This is a genomic window from Brachybacterium avium, assembly GCF_002216795.1.
Lineage (GTDB): Bacteria > Actinomycetota > Actinomycetes > Actinomycetales > Dermabacteraceae > Brachybacterium > Brachybacterium avium.
The window spans coordinates 2,397,064-2,413,904 of sequence record NZ_CP022316.1; the positions used below are offsets into that span (position 1 = coordinate 2,397,064).

The window sequence follows — 16,841 nt, forward strand, 5'->3', positions numbered from 1 at the left end:
CGACCGTTGCAGGGTGAGCACGTCGACGCCAGCGCGCGACGGTGCGGTTCCCGGGCGCCGAGGCGGTGCCGCATGACGGGCTCACGCAGTGCACGGCCCGGGCGCGATTGCAGGTGCGCACCGGGGAGGGGACGCGCCTCCGATCGCGAGGGGTGCTCACACCATGCGAACGCAGGGGTGGACCGTGGTGCCGCCGCACGATAGACTGAATCACCCTTGCGATAGTGATTCAGGAGGTGTGGTGATGGGCGTGATGATCGCTGCGATCGAAAGCGCACGCACGGCAGCCGGCCTGTCGCAACGCGAATTAGCGGACAGGGCGGGTGTTTCGCAGCCGACCTTGCAGCGCATCCTCGCTGGCACACGCCCGGCCAAGATGCCGGAGATCGTCCTGATCGCTGACGCGGTGGGGTGCACCGTTGCTCAGCTCACCGGAAGTGCCGTGGCGGACCGTGTGCAATGCGCGGCCCGCTCGACGAATGGCGAGGGCATGGACGCTATGCGTCAGCGCCTCCTGCACTTCATGGAGCTTGACGCCTACCTCGATGACCACGCGATCCCAGCGCTCTGATGGTCGGCGCGGAGCAGCAGGCCGAGACGGCCGCTGAGGCATTCCGGCAGCAGTACCGCCTGGGAGTTCAACCTCTCGGGGATCTCGTAGCACTGATCGAGCAGACTACGGGGCACGATGTCGCAGTGCTTGAGGCGCCGGCGGACTCCCATGGGCTGACGATGCGTGACCCGGTGCGAGACCGGACGTTCATCGGCGTCGCTCGCACTCGGCATCCGATGCGTCAGCGCAGCACGCTCGCCCACGAGCTTGCTCACGTGGTGTTCGGCGATTGGACACAGGGCCTCGCGAAGCGTTCACCGGAAGAGATCCGTGCCGATGCCTTCGCCCGGCACCTGCTGACTCCCCGTGCGGGGCTCACCGCGTTCCTCGGCGAGGGGCACCATGCCGAGGCGTCCACGCTGTCTGCCGTCGTGCAGAGATTCCTCGTCTCACCCGCGATCGCAGCGATCGCGATGAGGGACGCCGGATTGATCGACTCGAGTAGATGCGATTCCTGGAGGGTGCTGAGCACGCCTCACCTGGCCACACGCTTCGGGTGGAGTGATCATTACGCCACGCTGCAAGCGGACTCCGACCGCCTTCGTGCGCCTCAGGGACTGGTCGCTCGAACGATCGCCGGGTACGCGGCGGGGGTGATCTCAGCCCAAGCCGTCGCCACCGTGCGAGGCGTGCCCGTCGAGACGGTGCAGGATGAACTGGCCGCTGCCGGAATCGTTCCAGAGCAGCTGGACCCGGAAGACTATGAACTCCATGAGCTGCCCGAGCCCACGATCGACGTGAGCGATCTGGAGGATGCGGACCCGTCGACATGACTCCGCGGCCGATCATGGATGCCGGGCCGGGCCTCAACTTCTTCGCGCTCACCAAGGAGCGGATGCTCTTCGCCACGGTGGGCCAGCGCGTACGTGCCACCAAGGACCTGGGCGAGATGATGGTCGTTGCTCACGCCGTCGTCGCCGCTGAAGCCGGCGATGAGATGACTGTGCTCATCGATGACGGGGGAGGGCGACGTCTGGCTGCTCTGGAAGCACAACGACTCGACCGTCTTCGTGGTGCAGGGCGCCCAGTGGGCCAGATGCGCCTCATCAGCACGATGACGGTGCTGAGGAACGCCGCGGGCAAACGGGAGCTCCCGGATCGCCAGTCGATGCGCGATCTGTACACGCGGATGCGCCGCCTCGACGATGGCCTCGTGCCACTGGATCAGACGGACCTGATGACGCTGCCCTGCTGGTCCGTACCGCGTGAAGTGCGTTGACTCTGAGCCTCGATCCACCGATGGACTGAGCGGCGACTGGCCGCGGGAAGATGGCTTCACGGATCGCTGACCAGGCCGTTTCCGAGGGGCGATCCTGGGCTGGCGCAAGCGCTTCCGGCCCAGCGCCGGTGCCCTGGACCTGATCGGGATGACACCTCCGCGTCGTGAATTTCCATCGGCCTGGGCTGATCCCCGTGCTCGACCCACTCCTGCGGGGCAACGTGCGGTGCGGGGTGCCGTGGTGAACGGAGCATCCCTCCCCGGGCCTCACCCCCGCAGCGTCCGATGCGCGATCGCCGCCGCGATGACCATCAGCCCCGCGCCGATCCCGCTGGTCAGCAGAGCACCGGAGTCGAAGGCGTGCTGGGCGGAGTCCAGCAGCACCTGACCGGTGCGGGCCGGCAGCTCGGCGGCCACCGTCGTCGCCCCGCCGAGGGTCTCCGAGGCCGCGGCGTGCTGCGAGGCTGTGAGCCCGGCGGGCACCTCGAGGTGGCTGCGGTAGGCGGCGTTCAGCAGGCTGCCCAGCACGGCGGTGCCGAGGACGGCCCCGGTCTCGTACGCGGTCTCGGAGATCGCCGAGGCGGCCCCGGCCTTCTCGGCCGGGACGGCGGAGAGGATGAGGTCGTTGCTGATCGTCTCGGCAGTGCCCACCCCCGCGCCGAGGACCGCGAACGCCAGCAGCAGCACGAGGTCGCCGCCCCAGAAGCTCGAGACCATCACCAGCGCGAATCCGGTGGCGTTCAGGCAGAGCCCCACCACCACGGCGGTGGCCGGGGTGATGTGGCGGACCACCCGCACCACCAGCAGCCCGGAGGCGATCGTCACCACCAGGCCCGGCAGCAGCAGGAGCCCCGCCTCCATCGGGCTGTGGCCGCTGACCAGCTGCAGGTGCTGCGAGACGAAGTACAAGAACCCCACCAGCGAGAACACGCTGAGCAGGTTCGCGGCCACCGCGCCGGTGAACACCGGGCGGGTGAACAGCGTGACGTCGAGCATCGGCACCGGCCGGGCCAGCTGCCGGCGCACGAAGGCCGCCCCGCACAGCACCGCGATCACCGCGCAGGCGATCGCGGGGATATCGAGGCCCGTGGTGGAGACGCGCTTGATCGCATAGACCAGCGGCGTCATCGTCGCCAGGGCGAGCAGCACGCTGGGAGGATCCACCGGTCCCGGCGCAGGATCCTTCGACTCCGGGATCAGGAGCGGGCCGAGCAGCAGCAGCGGGAGCATCACGGGGACGGAGAGCAGGAACACCGAGCCCCAGGCGAAGTGCTCCAGCAGGAATCCGCCGACGATCGGGCCCAGTGCCGCTCCTCCCGAGAACCCGGCCGCCCAGATCGCGATCGCGGTGCGGCGCTGGGTGGGGTCGGTGAAGATGTTACGGATCAGTGAGAGCGTGGCCGGCATGAGCATGGCCCCGAACACGGCCATCAGGGCGCGTGCGGCGATCAGGATCCCGGCGGTCGGGGAGAACGCGGCCAGGGCCGAGATCAGCGTGAAGCCGCTGCCGCCGATCAGCAGCAGCCGCCGACGCCCGAGACGGTCGCCCAGGCTGCCCATCGGCACCAGCAGGCCGGCGAGGATCAGCGGGTAGATGTCCACGATCCACAGCAGCTGCTGGCCGCTGGGGGTGAGCGCCTCGGAGATCGCGGGCAGCGCGAAGGCGAGCACCGTGTTGTCGATGGCGACCAGCAGGACCGGGAGCATCAGCACCGCCAGGGCCCACCACCGAGAGGGGGCGCGGACGGGTGAGGCAGCCGTGTCGAGGGCAGGCGGCACGGGAACCTCCAGGATGTGTGCGGGACGAGCTCACACTAAACCGTCCAGACGGTACAGTTCAAGGCGGATCAGCCCCGAGGGCGCGTAAGGTCGCTCTCATGTCCGCCCGCGATGCCCTGCTCACCGCCTATCAGACGCTGCTCCTGGCCGAGGGGCAGCGAGCGACCACCCTCGAGGCGGTCGCGGCCGAGGCCGGGGTCTCCAAGGGCGGGCTCCTCTACCACTTCCGGTCCAAGGACGCGCTCGCCGAGGCCCTGATCGACCGGCTCGAGGAGCTGGTCGGCGAGGACCGCGAGGCGATGCGGAAGGCCGAGGACGGCCCGTCGCACTACTACGTGCGCACCTCCGTCTGGACGGATTCCCCGCTGGACCGAGCGCTCGTCGCCGTGGCCCAGCTCGCCCAGGAATCCCATGCCGGTGCCCGCGCGGCGATGGCCCGGGCGCGCGAAGCGTGGCTCGAGCTCATCATCGAGGAGGTCGCCCACCTGCCGACCGCCCGCGCGATCCTGCTCATCGGCGACGGGCTCTACTTCGATGCCGCGCTCACCGGCGGCGACCACGCCGATGCCGCGCACTTCGGACCCGACGAGCTGATGCCGGTGATCGGTCACCTCCTCGACAGCGCCCCGCGCTGAGCACGGCTGCGACGAAGCGGTCCCGCCGCAGTGAACTGCACGCGCGCGGCGGTCGCAGAGCCCCGCTGTGAGCGGGCGGTGGACGGCGTCGTGCCGGCCAGGGATGCTGAGGTCATGACGGCAAACCTGTATGAGCTGGCCATCCGGTGGCGCCGGGAGCTCCATCGGATCCCGGGTATCGCCTTCGACGTCGGCGAGACGGCGGACTTCGTCGCCCGGATCTGCACGGATCTCGGATGGGAGGTGACGACCGGCGTCGGCGGTAGTGGTGTCGTCGCCTCGTTGACGCGAGGTACCAGCACCCGCTCGATCGCGCTGCGCGCGGATATGGACGGGTTGCCGATCGAGGAGCGCACCGGGGTCGCCCACAGCTCACGCAATGCCGGCGCCATGCACGCCTGCGGCCATGACGGGCACATGGCGATGGTGCTCGGTGCCGCCGCCGCGCTGACGGAGGGCGCCGACTGGGAGGGCACCGTTCGCCTCGTTTTCCAGCCGGCCGAGGAGCCCGGGACCGGCGCCGAGGCCATGCTCGCCGACGGACTGTTCGCCCGCTTCCCCATCGACGAGATCTACGGACTGCACAACCTGCCCGGGCTGCCCGAGGGAGAGATCCACACGCGCAGCGGACCGCTCATGGCCGCGGAGGACAACTTCGAGATCGCCGTCACCGGCAGAGGCGGGCATGCCTCGGCCCCGCACCTCGTCCTCGACCCCCTGGTCATCGCCGCGGGGATCGCCCGCGCCCACCGGGCCGTATCCGAGGTGTCCTACACGCGCGTCTTCCGCCCGACGATCAACGACCCGGGCTGTGCCCGCCACGCGACGGCCGCGGCCGCGGCGGCCGTCGGCGATGACCGGGTCGACCCGACTTGCCAGCCGATCACCGCCAGCGAGGACTTCGCCGCCTTCGCCCGCGCCGTGCCGGCCTGCTTCGCCCTCCTCGGCGCCGGGGAGATCGCCGACGACGGCACAGCGCCGCTGCACAGCCGGCGTTTTGACTACAACGACGCGATCCTCCCCGTCGGGATCGACTACTTCACCGCACTCGTCCGTGCCCGACTGACAAAGGAGAACCAAGCATGAGCACTGCCGAGCCCACCGCCCGACGCTGGGTCGCGAGTGACCGCGACCCGTCCTGGTCCTGCCCGGACCCGGACGAGGCGGCGCAGCTCTTCCACCGCACCCTCGACGGCTACGCCCCGACCCGCTGGTGGAACTGCCGGAGCTGGCCCGCGAGCTCGGCGTCGGCGCCGTCGTCGCGAAGGACGAATCCACCCGGCTGGGGCTGCCGGCCTTCAAGGCCCTCGGAGCGTCGTGGGCGGTCCACCGCGCGCTCCAGACAGCGGGCCGACGACCCGGGGCCGAGGTGGTCACGGCGACCGACGGCAATCACGGGCGGGCCGTGGCCCACTTCGCCCGCGCGGCCGGGCGCCCGGCCCGCATCATGGTGCCGGCAGGAGGTGTCCACCCCTCGGCGATCGCGGCGATCCGTGCCGAGGGCGCCGAAGTGGTGGAGGTGGACGGCTCCTACGACCAGACGGTCCGCGCCGCCGCCGACTATGCGTCGGAGCACGACGGGGTGCTCGTCCAGGACACCGCCTGGGACGGCTACGAGGAGGTGCCGGGGTGGATCGTCGAGGGCTATGCGACTCTGTTCTCGGAGATCGATACCCAGCTGCGCGATGCCGGACGGGGCAGCCCGGATCTCCTGCTCGTCCCCACCGGGGTCGGCTCGCTGCTGCAGGCCGCGCTGGCCCACCACCGCTGCCGCAGCAGGTCCGGCAGCACTGCTGTCGTCTCCGTCGAACCCGACGCCGCGGCCTGCATCGGGCCCAGCCTCGTGGCAGGGCGTCCCGTCACCGTGGAGACCGGGACGACGATCTTGTCCGGGCTGAACTGCGGCACCCCCTCCTCGCTGGCCTGGCCGCTGATCCGTGGCGGGCTCGACGCCGCGGTCACGGTGAGCGATCAGGGAGCGATCGACGCGGCGCACGGCCTGGCGGCCCTCGGGGTCGAGGCCGGGCCGTGCGGGGCGGCTTCCCTGGCGGGCGCGCGGGAGGTCCTGACGGGCCACGAGGGGCAGGCGCGCAGGCGGCACCTGGGTCTGGGACCGGACAGCGTGGTCGTGCTGCTGATCACCGAGGGGGCTGCGGCCAATCCCGTGGCGGCGGCCTGAGCATCCAGCCGTGCGCACGAAGGGATGCCGGGCGTGCGGAGGTCAGCGGATCCCGCGCGCTCGCGCCTGCAGCTCCCGGATCTCAGCGCTGAGCTCCGCATCCGGCCCTGCCACCTCGACCCCCGGCGCGACCACCTGGATTGGCAGCGGAGCGACCGGCCCCGCCGGTGCTCCCCACTCCTGGCCCCACGCGCTCAGCTGCACGGCGCTGCTGGCGTAGACGATCCGGCCGAGCCCCACCCAGGCGTGGGCGGCGGCGCACATCGGGCAGTGCTCGCCGGAGGTGAACACCGTCGCAGCCGCGCGCTGGGCGGGGGAGAGGTGCTCGGCGGCCCAGCGCGCGATCGCGAACTCGGGGTGCTGGGTGTCGTCGCCGCCGGCGACCCGGTTGCGATCTGCGAACAGCTCCGTCCCCTCCGCGTCGACCAGGAGCGAGCCGAAGGGCTCGTCCCCGGCTGCGAGCGCCTCTTCGGCGAGGTCCACGCAGCGGCGCAGCCAGGCGCGCTCGGCATCTGTGAGAGCAGCGTTGGGGCGGGCGGCAGGATCAGTCATGGCTCCACTGAACCATGCGAACTCGAACCAGGCACGGGTGCACCGCAGGATGTCTCCGTCCGCCCGCAGGCGGCTGCGTCCAGGAACGGAGCGCAGCGGGCGGAGGCAGGCGCCGAGGTGCTCGTCATCCCTTGATGGATCCGGTCAGCACCCCCTTGGTGAAGTACTTCTGCAGGAACGGGTACACGCAGAGGATGGGCAGCGTGGCCAGCACGATCACCGCGTTCTGCACGCTGACGGCAGGGGGCGGCGGTTCATTCGGATTGGTCACGCTCGCGATGTCCGAGTTCTGCACCACGAACTGGTTGAGCACCACCTGGATCGGCCATTTCTCCGTGTCGTTGATGTAGATCATCGCGTTGAAGAAGACGTTCCAGTAGCCCACTGCGTAGAACAGTGCGATCACGGCGATCACCGCCTTCGACAGCGGGATGACGATGGTGAAGAAGATCCGCGGCTCGGAGGCGCCGTCGATGCGGGCCGCCTCCAGCAGCTCGCTGGGCAGGCCCATGAAGAAGGCACGCATGACCACCATGTTGAACGGGGAGATCAGCACCGGGAGGATCAGCGCCCAGTAGGTGTCCAACAGCCCCAGGTTCTTCACCAGCAGATAGTTGGGGATGAGCCCGGCGCCGAACAGCATGGTCAGCAGCACCATCAGCAGCACGCCGCGGGCGCCCGGGGTGAATCGGGTCCGGGTCAGGCCGTAGGCGAGCAGGGCGGTCGCCAGGGTGGACAGGAGAGTCCCGACAATGGTGATGAACGCGGAGTTCATCAGCGCGCGGGAGATGATCCCACCACCCAGGATCGATTTGTAGGCACCGGTGGAGAAGCTGGTGGGGAACAGCTGCCCGGAGGTGACCGACTCGGGGGCGGCGAAGCTCATCCCGATCACGTAGACGAAGGGGTAGAGCATCACCAGGCACACCGCGATGATGAAGACGACCTTGAGCGCCTGCAGACCGGTGGACGGGGCCTCCTGCCAGATGGGGCGCCGGGCGCCGCGTCGACGCTTCGGCGGTGGCGTCGTCGTCTCGTGGGCCAGCTCGGTGGCTCCGCGCAGTCCTGTGGTGGTCATCAGATCACTCCTTCCCCGCCGAGCAGCTTGGCGATCTTGTTGGCGCCGAGGACGAGGATCGTTGCGATCACGCCCTTGATGAGTCCGGCCGCCGTGGCGACCCCCCAATCCCCGCCGGCGATGCCGCGGAAGTACACGAAGGTGTCCAGCACCTGTGCGGCGTCGGCGCCCACCGCAGGCTGCTGCAGCAGCATCTGCTCGAAGCCGACTGTCAGCGCGGTCCCGACATTGAGGATGAGCAGCATCGAGATGACCGGCATCATGCCCGGCAGGGTGATGTGCCACATCCGGCGCCAGGAGCTCGCCCCGTCGGTGGCGGCCGATTCGTACAGCTCGCTGGGGATGGCGACGATCGCCGCGAAGAAGATGATCGTCCCCCAGCCGACGTCCTTCCAGATCACCTGACTGGTGACGAGGATCTTGAAGGTCTCGGGATTGGCCATGATGTTGACGCCGTCGACGCCCACCCTCTCGAGCACCTCGGAGACGAGGCCCGCGCCGCCCAGGATCTTCTGCCAGATGGAGACCACGACCACCCACGAGATGAAGTGGGGCAGGTAGACGATGGTCTGGATGCCGCGCTTGATCCGGTTCGAGATCAGCGAGTTCAGGAACAGCGCGAGGATGATCGGCGCCGGGAAGGCGAACACGATCTGCAAGAAGGCGATGATCAGCGTGTTGGTCAGAGCGCGGATCACTTCCGGGTCGTGCACGATGCTGCGGAAGTTCTCCAGCCCGATCCACTCGGACCCGAAGATCCCGCGGAACGGGGAGAAGTCCTGGAACGCGACCACGTTCCCCAGCAGAGGGATGTAGTGGAAGATCGCGAAGTAGAGCACGCCGGGAAGGATGAAGAGGTAGGTCCACTTCTCCTTGAGGAGACGTCGTCCCAGCGGGACGCGTCGGGGTGAGGCGTCGCGCACGGATGTGTCAGCGAGTGTCCGCGGTGGCTTCTGCGACACCGGGAGCTGATTCAGCGCCATCGGATCAGCTCGCCTCGTCCAGCTGCTTCTGGAAGTCGTCCAGGACGTCCTGACCGCCGCGGTCCAGCCAGGTCTGCTGCAGCTCGGCGGCGTCCGTGACCGGGCGGCGGCCGGAGACGATGGCGTTGTAGTAGTCCTTGTGGACCTGATCCAGCTTCGAGGAATTGCGGATCTGCACCGGAGAGACCAGCGAGTCGACCTTCGAGACGGAGCCGGAGCTCGTGGCGGACTCCAGCGTCTCCTTGATGTTCTCCAGCATGTCCTTGTTCACCTCGGGCAGCTGGTTGACCCGGTTCTGCAGCAGCCCCAGCCAGGTGCAGGCTCCCTCGGTGGGCGGGTTGTCGGCCGGGACCAGATTCTTGTCCGCGTCGAAGTCGAACTGGCGCCCTTCGATGCCGCTGTTGAGGAACAGGGCCTCCTGGGACCCGAACGGCGAGCGGTAGTAGTCGCAGATGCGCAGCAGCTCCCGGACCCGGTCCTCGTCCTTGCCCCGATCGGCGGGGATGCAGACCATGCCGCCGGAGGACTTCCCGAGCGCGTGCTTCCCGACACCGCCCTCGACCGAGGGCATGGCGTAGTGGACGAATTCTGCGGTCGGCACGGCCTTCTTGCACAGATTGATGCGCCCGGCATCGGGCACCCAGTAGAAGCCGGCGAAGGATGCTTCGTAGTTCAGCTGCTGACCCTGCTTGAACAGCTCGGGGTTCGCCTGCCCCAGCGCGTCGGGGTGGAAGAAGCCTCCCTTCCACAGCTCGGCCATGAAGGCCAGGTGATCCTCGTACTGGGGGAGCAGATACTTGTGGGTGACCTTCCCGTCGACGATCTGGAACTCCTGCCCCAGGTCGTGCAGCGGTTCGAAGGTGGTGGGCTCCAGCGCGCCGTGGCCGAACACCTCGCGGCCGCCCACGGTCCCCAGCTTCGCCAGCTCGAGCCACAGGGACTTGAGATCCTCGGCGTCCTCCGGCACGGCGTCGACGCCGACCTCCTTCATCGCGTCCAGACGCAGCACCAGGAGGTTGTTGCGCACCGGATCCGGGTTCGGCACGCCCAGCAGCGCGCCGTTGCGCGCCGTATCCGTCCAGGCGCCCTGCGGGGTGGTCGCGATGTTGGGGTACTGCTCGACCTTGTCGCCCTCGAGGTAGTCGTTCAGCTCGAGGAACGCGCCGTCGGAGAGGGCGCGTGCGGCGTTGGGATCGCTGGGCTGGATGTAGACGAAGTCGGGCAGCTGTCCGGAGGCGAGCAGTGTGGCGAGCTTGTCGCCGTAGGAGGCGGCGGGAACCATCGTGATGTCGAAGGAGTCGACCCCGAGCTCATCCTCGAGCTGCTGCCAGACCTGGTTCTCGTCGTGGCCGGTGACCGGGGCGCCCCACAGGATCTGGAAGCTCGAGAGGGAACCGCCCGAGGCGGGCTTCTCGGTGACGACGTCCCGGTATGCGCCGGGGGAGCCGACGTAGAGCGGGGCGACCCCCTCGATGTCGCTGGTGATGAGCCCGTCGACCGCCTCGACCTCGGAGGTGGTCGGGATCTTCAGCTCCTCGTGGGGGCCATTGGCGGAGCTGCTGGAGGATGAACCGCAGCTGCTGAGGAGGCCGGCTGCGGTGAGCGAGGCGCCCGCAAGGCCGAGGGCCTGCCGACGGGTGGGGGCGTTGCTGCGGTCTTGTCCGGGGGAACGACGCTGCTCCATGAGGACTCCTTCGTGCCGGGCCCGCGATAGCGGGCGGTCAGAGTGTTGCGAGGAGTGACAGATTCTCCGTCGCGATCGCCCACTGTAGTGAACCAATTCACGGTCACGCAACGCCTTGCGGGTCGCCGCACGGAGCGCTGCGGCCTCCAGGGGGAGTGCTTCCGCTCCTTATCGGCCTGTGACCTGGAGGAATGGCCGCACAGTCGAACGGTGGTGACATTTTGGTGTCGCATGCTGCGGCGATTGTGGTGCGCGCAATCGGCACGCCAGTGCCGAACTAGTGTCCATTTTATGACAGTCGGGAGATGTCGTGGAGGGAGTGCGTCAGCGGGTCGCTCTCAGGCAGCTCCTCCGCGCGGCGAGGAGTTCGGCGAGTGCCTCCAGGTGCTGCACACCCACGTCGGCTGCCGACCGAGCGGTGGTGGTTCCCGGACGTCGCCTCCGAGGCGGGGTGCGGAGCCGTCACCCGTCCAGCGCAGAGGAGGCGAGCTCCTCGACCAGCACTGCCTGCGTCCTCATCGCGCGCAGTGCTGCGATGCCTGCGGCATCGAGGTCACCCGAGGTGGTGGCCAGGCTCAGCTCCAGCGTGCGGGTGACCAGCGGCAGCGCCCGTCGCTGCAGCGACGCCCGGACCGCCTCGGCGAACTCCGGACCGGCCGCTGCGAGCTCGCCGCCCAGGACGACGGCATCGGGATCCATGATGTTGCAGACCATCGCCAGGGCGCGGCCCACCGTCTCGCCGGCATCGGCGAAGATCGTGGAGCACGCATGGGAGCCGTGCGCCATCGCCTCGACCGCGTCTGCGACGTCGGCGTCCGCACCGAGCGCGACCTGGAGTCGTTCGGTGATCGCATCCAGGCCGGTGTACAGCATCAGGCAGCCCCGATTGCCGCATCCGCACGGCGGGCCCATCGGGTCGATGCTGACATGGCCGAGCTCACCGGCGCCCCCGTGGCTGCCAGGGTTGATCGTCCCATCGACGACCTGGCCCATCGTGATGCCCCAGGAGAGATGGACATAGACCAGGCTGCGCGGCCGCGGAGCGCTGAGTGCGTGATACTCCGCGAGGGAGATCAACCGGGCGGCATTCTCGATGAGCACCGGTGCAGAGCTCCACCGTGAGGCCTCCCGCTTCGGATTGACCCCGCGCCACGCCCCGGCTCCCTGCTCCGAGAGGATCTCGCCGCTCTCACGATCGCACTGCGTGTTCACCGCGAGATGTACGCGCAGGATCTGGGACTCCTCGAGGCCGCATTCGGCGAGCAGCCCGCTGAGCAGCGTCTGCGCCCGTTCCATGCGCTCGCGGCCCGGTTCGTCGCGCCGGCACTCCTGGCCGGCGGTCCGCAGCAGTCGGCCGTCGAGCGATCCGACGACGAGAGTCGTGGAGGTCATGCGGAACACCGCAGAGACCAGGACGCCCCGCTGCGGGGAGACCCCCAGCTGCTGCTTGAGCGGTGGGCGGTCGGGCGGTGTCGCGGCCGGCGCCTCGCGCTCCAGGGTGACGAGGGTGCCGTCCTCGATCAGTGCGGCGGCGAGATTGGAGATCGTCGTGCGCGAGACGTCGAGCGCGCGGGACAGTTCAGCGCGGTGAGTCGGCCCTTCGCTGATCAGATGGCCGAGGAGGCGTCGAGCGGTGATACTTGGATGTGCCCTCATCCTGCTGACTGTAGTGCCCTGCGCCGTGATACTTGTGAGAGTGGCTGAGAATGAGGCTCGGAAAACAGTCGGTAAACGGACGCACTCCTCGCAGATTGACAGCGATGCCATACTGAGTGTCCATTTTCGTAACAGATGGAGAGCGTTCATGATGTCTGCGGGCACGACCGAGGTCAGTACGTCACCGAGATCCGGAGGGCGAGGTTCCGCGGCTGTCGAGTGCGAAGGGCCGCAGCGTTCGACGCTGATCCCCGGACCGCTGGCTCCGGCCGAGCCGGTCCACGCGTGGCGCGGGCTGATGCTCGACTCGGCGCGCACCTGCTGGGATGCCGAGGTCGTGCACGAACTGCTCGAGGTGATGTCGCGCTACCGGCTCAATCGGCTGCACTGGCACCTCACCGACGACTCCGGGTGGAGATTCGCCGTTCCCGGCTACGAGCGGCTCACTGAGATCGGAGCACACCTGCCGCGACCGGACTACCAGTGGTACGACAACGTCCTTCCCGCCAAGCGCGAGATGGCCGACAGCCTGGCTCGGAGTCGGGACCTCGGCGGTCAGTACACCGCTGAGGAGATCGCCGAGGTGGTCGACCACGCTCGGCGTCTCGGCATCGAGATCCTGCCCGAGGTCGATCTGCCCGGGCACATGGCCGCGGCGATCCGTTCCTATCCGGAACTGGGCGACCCGCGGCTGCGGGACGTCGACCCTGCGCAGTGGGACCATCCCAACGACCTGCTGTGGCCGAGCGAAGCCGCCTTCGACTTCCTCACGGCCTCGTTGAGGACGGTGATGGACCTGTTTCCCTTCTCCGCCGTGCACATCGGCGGCGACGAGTGCAAGTACTGGATCTGGGAGTCGGATCCCGACCTCGTCGCCCGATTCGGTGACGGTGTCGACTCGGCGAGGCCGCCCCTGCCCGACGCGCAGGAGAGGGCTGAGGCGCAGCGGGCGGAGAGCGGTCCCGGGTCCGGGAGCAGCGGTCTCGGCCCGCGCCTGCAGGCGCACTTCACCGACCACGCCCGCTCCGTGCTCGCCGAGAGATCGCGCCGACCGGCGGCCTGGGACGAGCTGCTCGACAGCTCCACCACCGGGGACGAGCTGATCGTCGCCTGGCGACACCGGGCCGGTGCCTCGTCGGCTCTGGGGAGCGGCAACGACTGGATCTTCGCCGACTGCGCCCACCTCTACCTCAACCGGGTCGCTGATGATCCCGAGACGGAGCCGCCGGGGATGTTCGGCACCATCACCCCACGAGGCATCATCGAGCTCGAGATCCCTGAGTCCCCCACGCTGCGCGGCGTCCAGGCGGCGGTCTGGACCGAGTTCATCCTCGACCGGGAGCACCTGCACCATCAGCTGTTCCCGCGGCTGCTCGCCGTCGCCGAACGTGCCTGGTGCGGTGCGGACGTCGAGTGGGAGGAGTTCGCCCCGCGCCTGCAGGCCGAGACCGCCTGGCTGCGCGCCCAGGGGGTCCTCCCGGCTGAGGAGCCCACCACCACGTCGTGAGGTGCGAGGTCCGAGCGGTTCGGCAGCCGCCCCGCTGCTCCGGTGCGCCGGACGGCGAACGGCGCGGTATCCACGTGTCTGAGTGCGACCCGCGCCGTTCACGCTCATCACTGCTTGCCGAGGATCCCCTCGCCGCCGTCCACGTTCAGCAGCGTGCCGGTGACGTACCCGGCCTCTGCCGAGCACAGCCACACCGCAGCATCCGCCTGCTCACGCGGCTCCGCTGCGCGCTTCATCGGGATCGCTGAGGTGTAGCCCTCGTACTCGCGCGGGGAGGAGTCCTTCCACGCGGCGAGGGCCGCGGTGAAGGTGGCGCCGGGGCAGATCGCGTTCACGCGGATCCCCTGCTCGGCGTATTCGAGCGCGGCGGTCTGCGTCATGCCGTTCAGCGCCCACTTCGAGGCGTTGTAGGGCGACAGGCCCGGGCTGCCGTTCTTGCCGGACATCGAGGACGTGTTCACGATCGCCCCGAAGCCCTGCTTCTCCATCTGGCGCAGCTCATGCTTCATGAAGCTCATGGTGCCGAACACGTTCAGCGTGAACACCCGGTCCCACATCGCGCGCTCCTGCTGGGTGAACGGGGTCGCGGCGGTGCCGATGCCGGCGTTGTTGTGGGCGAAGTCGAGCGTCTCCCACAGCTCGACCGTGCGCGCCACCATCTGCGCGGCGAAGTCCTCGTCGGAGGCGTCGCCGACCATCGTCTCCACGGTCCCGCCGGCCTCCCGGATCAGCCGTGCGGTCTCCTCGAGCGGCTCCGCGGCGATGTCCATGATCATCACGTTCGCCCCGGCACTGGCGAAGGCGAGCGCGCTGGCACGGCCGATGCCCCCGCCCGCTCCGGTGATGATCCCGTTCTTCCCTGACATGTCAGGCATGACGACTCCTTCGTAGCGATTCTCGGCGCGAGTGCCGCGTCGCTGTCACCGTAGCGGAGAGGCCTGCGAGGAATATTCTTCCCGCTCGCGATAGTCCGTGCCGCGTCGACCGCTGACGTCCTGCTGGTGCTGGAGGCGGCGCGGGAGACGGGGCTCCCGCTCGCGGTGCGCGGCGGCGGCCACAACATCGCCGGCCTCGACGCGGTGGACGACGGGATGGTGCTGGACCTCGGCCGCCTAAGGGACGTGCACGTCGATCGGCGGACCCGGCTCGTGACCGCCGCGCTCCAGCATCCCGGGCACGAGTAGCTGGGCGCTGATCAGCGCCTCGGCCGCATTGACTCTGAACTCGTCGATCAGACCCTCCACAGTCAGGGTGGTGGGATCCCCGATCGTGGTGGCGCCGGCGTTGCAGAGCAGCGCGTCCGGGACAGCAGCACCGCCGCGCAGCCTTCGGCCCCGAATCGGTGCGCGACAGCAGCGCCGATTCCCGGCGTGTCACGGCCGTGCTCAGGACGGGCCGTGCACGCCCTTGGGCACTGCGGATCTGGACATCGGGGCCCGCAGCCCGGCGTGCGAGAGAAGATGAGAGCTTCTCCCCGTTCCGCACCCAGAGGGTCCGTCCGGCAACAGCCGGCGTCCCCGGTGCTCCACATCACCCACCCCTTGATCGGCAAGGCCCCATGATCTCTCGCTCCACCGACACCACCACGAGGGAGACGTTCCCTGTTCCGGGCGGTGAACCGCCGGCGCTCTCGGCGGCCGGCGGGCCCGCCGGGGCATCGCGGGGCAGATGGGCGCTGCTGCTGCTCGGGATCGGGCTGATCCTGCTCGGGCTGAACCTGCGCATCGGCATCGCTGCGATCGGGCCGGTGATCGGTGACATCCGTGCCTCGCTCGGCCTGTCGGCGACCACGGTGAGCCTGCTGACCACGATCCCGGTCGTCGTGTTCGGCGCGTTCGCGTTCCTCACCCCGGGCCTGACGCGGCGGCTCGGGATGCACCGCCTGCTCGGGGTGGTGCTGCTCGTCCTGGCGGCGGGGATCCTGCTGCGGCTGCAGCCGAGCATGCTGGCCCTGTTCGCCGGAACGGTGCTCGTCGGCGCCGCCATCGCGGTCGGCAACGTCGTGATGCCGGCGGCGATCAAGCAGGACTTCTCCCATCGGATCGGGGTGATGATGGGCCTGTACACGATGGCGCTGTTCGTCGGCGCGGCCTTCGCCTCGGGGCTGACGGCGCCGCTGCTGCCCGTGTTCGGAGGGAGCTGGCGTGCGGCTCTCGCCATCTGGGCGGTGCCCGCGCTGCTCGCCCTGACCGTATGGGTGCCACAGCTGCGACGCGCGCCGGGACGGATGAAGGCCGGCCGATCGGTCGCCGATGCGCCGAGCGAGCACGGAGAGCCGCCGTTCCGGTCGATCCTCACCGACCCGGTCGCGATCGCGGTGACCGGGTTCATGGGCCTGCAGAGCCTGAGCTACTACACGACGGTGACGTGGGTGCCGACCATCCTGCAGGACGCGGGGATGGAGGTGAGCGCCGCAGGGGCGATGATCGCCTACTCCGCGTTTCCCGCCGCGCTCGCCGCCCTGGTCTCGCCGGCGCTGGCGTCGCGGACGCGCCCGGCCTGGTTGCCGCCGGTTCTGGCCGTGCTGCTCCTCGGCGCCGCCTATCTCGGGCTGATCGTCTCCGCCGCGGACGGAGCCTGGGTGTGGATGACGCTGCTCGGGCTGGGGCTCGGGGCATCGATCAGCCTCTCGCTCACTTACATCGTGTGGCGATCGCCGACCGCGCACCTCACCGGGCACCTCTCGACGATGTCGCAGGGCTTCGGCTACCTGATCGCGGGGCTCGGCCCCCTCGGGGTCGGCGCGCTTCACAGTCTCACCGGGAGCTGGACCGAGCCGTTGGCCGTTCTCGGCGCGATCCTGATCCTCCAGCTGTTCTCCGGGGTCGTCGCGAGCCGCCCGGTGCACATCCGTGCCCGCGGGGCGCACGGCGTCGAGGCTGCCGAGCGGGAGGCGGGCGAGGAGTGCAGCTCGCACTGATCAGGCTGCTGTGCATATCCTGACCGCACAGGACCA

Annotated in this window: 16 protein-coding genes; 9 read left to right on the forward strand and 7 right to left on the reverse strand. The window is 69.4% G+C overall.

Annotated features, from left to right (window positions below; all coding sequences use genetic code 11):
- The first annotated feature begins 244 nt into the window (after nt 1–244).
- From CFK39_RS10725 to CFK39_RS10735, 3 genes are read left to right on the forward strand one after another with little or no spacing between them, the layout of a single operon-like run.
- Complete coding sequence (locus tag CFK39_RS10725) at nt 245–571, forward strand: helix-turn-helix domain-containing protein (RefSeq protein ID WP_089065452.1); 327 nt, start codon at nt 245–247, stop codon at nt 569–571.
- Nucleotides 571–1,386 (forward strand): ImmA/IrrE family metallo-endopeptidase, encoded by an 816-nt coding sequence (locus tag CFK39_RS10730; protein ID WP_089065453.1) that lies wholly within the window; start codon nt 571–573, stop codon nt 1,384–1,386. Before CFK39_RS10725 ends, CFK39_RS10730 begins: the two co-directional genes overlap by 1 nt.
- Nucleotides 1,383–1,832, forward strand: a complete 450-nt coding sequence (locus CFK39_RS10735) for a PIN domain-containing protein (RefSeq protein ID WP_089065454.1) — start codon at nt 1,383–1,385, stop codon at nt 1,830–1,832. The genes CFK39_RS10730 and CFK39_RS10735 overlap by 4 nt, the downstream gene beginning before the upstream one ends.
- A 267-nt stretch (nt 1,833–2,099) precedes the next feature.
- Here the strand turns inward: CFK39_RS10735 and CFK39_RS10740 are convergent, their stop codons facing one another.
- The gene (locus CFK39_RS10740) at nt 2,100–3,611 is read right to left on the reverse strand and encodes an MFS transporter (protein ID WP_245822487.1); all 1,512 of its coding nucleotides are present in this window, start codon (nt 3,609–3,611) and stop codon (nt 2,100–2,102) included.
- A gap of 98 nt (nt 3,612–3,709) precedes the next feature.
- Between CFK39_RS10740 and CFK39_RS17190 the strand changes: the two genes are divergently transcribed.
- From CFK39_RS17190 to CFK39_RS10755, 3 genes are all read left to right on the forward strand, one after another.
- Nucleotides 3,710–4,246, forward strand: coding sequence for a TetR/AcrR family transcriptional regulator (locus tag CFK39_RS17190; RefSeq protein WP_089065455.1), 537 nt, complete (start codon nt 3,710–3,712; stop codon nt 4,244–4,246).
- A gap of 114 nt (nt 4,247–4,360) precedes the next feature.
- Nucleotides 4,361–5,332 (forward strand): amidohydrolase, encoded by a 972-nt coding sequence (locus tag CFK39_RS10750; protein ID WP_089065456.1) that lies wholly within the window; start codon nt 4,361–4,363, stop codon nt 5,330–5,332.
- Nucleotides 5,333–5,459: 127 nt separating this feature from the next.
- Nucleotides 5,460–6,425 carry a pyridoxal-phosphate dependent enzyme gene (locus tag CFK39_RS10755; protein WP_089065457.1) on the forward strand — a complete coding sequence of 322 codons (966 nt, stop codon included), beginning with the start codon at nt 5,460–5,462 and terminating at the stop codon, nt 6,423–6,425.
- Between the two features lie 42 nt (nt 6,426–6,467).
- Here the strand turns inward: CFK39_RS10755 and CFK39_RS10760 are convergent, their stop codons facing one another.
- The 5 genes from CFK39_RS10760 to CFK39_RS10780 form a co-directional block, all read right to left on the reverse strand.
- Entirely contained in the window at nt 6,468–6,977 is a 510-nt protein-coding gene (locus tag CFK39_RS10760) for a nucleoside deaminase (RefSeq protein ID WP_089065458.1), read from the reverse strand.
- 124 nt (nt 6,978–7,101) lie between these two features.
- The gene (locus CFK39_RS10765) at nt 7,102–8,055 is read right to left on the reverse strand and encodes a carbohydrate ABC transporter permease (protein WP_089065459.1); all 954 of its coding nucleotides are present in this window, start codon (nt 8,053–8,055) and stop codon (nt 7,102–7,104) included.
- A complete protein-coding gene (locus tag CFK39_RS10770; protein WP_245822489.1) occupies nt 8,055–8,978 on the reverse strand; it encodes an ABC transporter permease in 924 nt (307 codons plus the stop codon). Before CFK39_RS10770 ends, CFK39_RS10765 begins: the two co-directional genes overlap by 1 nt.
- 64 nt (nt 8,979–9,042) lie before the next feature.
- Entirely contained in the window at nt 9,043–10,722 is a 1,680-nt protein-coding gene (locus CFK39_RS10775) for a type 2 periplasmic-binding domain-containing protein (protein WP_089065461.1), read from the reverse strand.
- Between the two features lie 462 nt (nt 10,723–11,184).
- A complete protein-coding gene (locus CFK39_RS10780) occupies nt 11,185–12,378 on the reverse strand; it encodes an ROK family transcriptional regulator (RefSeq protein ID WP_089065462.1) in 1,194 nt (397 codons plus the stop codon).
- 148 nt (nt 12,379–12,526) lie between these two features.
- Here CFK39_RS10780 and CFK39_RS10785 point away from each other — a divergent pair, with 148 nt between their 5' ends.
- Nucleotides 12,527–13,885 carry a family 20 glycosylhydrolase gene (locus CFK39_RS10785; RefSeq protein ID WP_157697144.1) on the forward strand — a complete coding sequence of 453 codons (1,359 nt, stop codon included), beginning with the start codon at nt 12,527–12,529 and terminating at the stop codon, nt 13,883–13,885.
- Between the two features lie 107 nt (nt 13,886–13,992).
- On the opposite strand, the gene CFK39_RS10790 is transcribed toward CFK39_RS10785, so the two are convergent.
- Entirely contained in the window at nt 13,993–14,760 is a 768-nt protein-coding gene (locus tag CFK39_RS10790) for an SDR family NAD(P)-dependent oxidoreductase (RefSeq protein WP_089065463.1), read from the reverse strand.
- 126 nt (nt 14,761–14,886) lie between these two features.
- Between CFK39_RS10790 and CFK39_RS10795 the strand changes: the two genes are divergently transcribed.
- Both CFK39_RS10795 and CFK39_RS10800 read left to right on the forward strand, forming a co-directional pair.
- Nucleotides 14,887–15,069 carry an FAD-binding protein gene (locus CFK39_RS10795; RefSeq protein ID WP_245822491.1) on the forward strand — a complete coding sequence of 61 codons (183 nt, stop codon included), beginning with the start codon at nt 14,887–14,889 and terminating at the stop codon, nt 15,067–15,069.
- Nucleotides 15,070–15,443: 374 nt separating this feature from the next.
- Nucleotides 15,444–16,805, forward strand: coding sequence for a CynX/NimT family MFS transporter (locus CFK39_RS10800; RefSeq protein ID WP_089065464.1), 1,362 nt, complete (start codon nt 15,444–15,446; stop codon nt 16,803–16,805).
- The last annotated feature ends 36 nt before the right edge of the window (nt 16,806–16,841 follow it).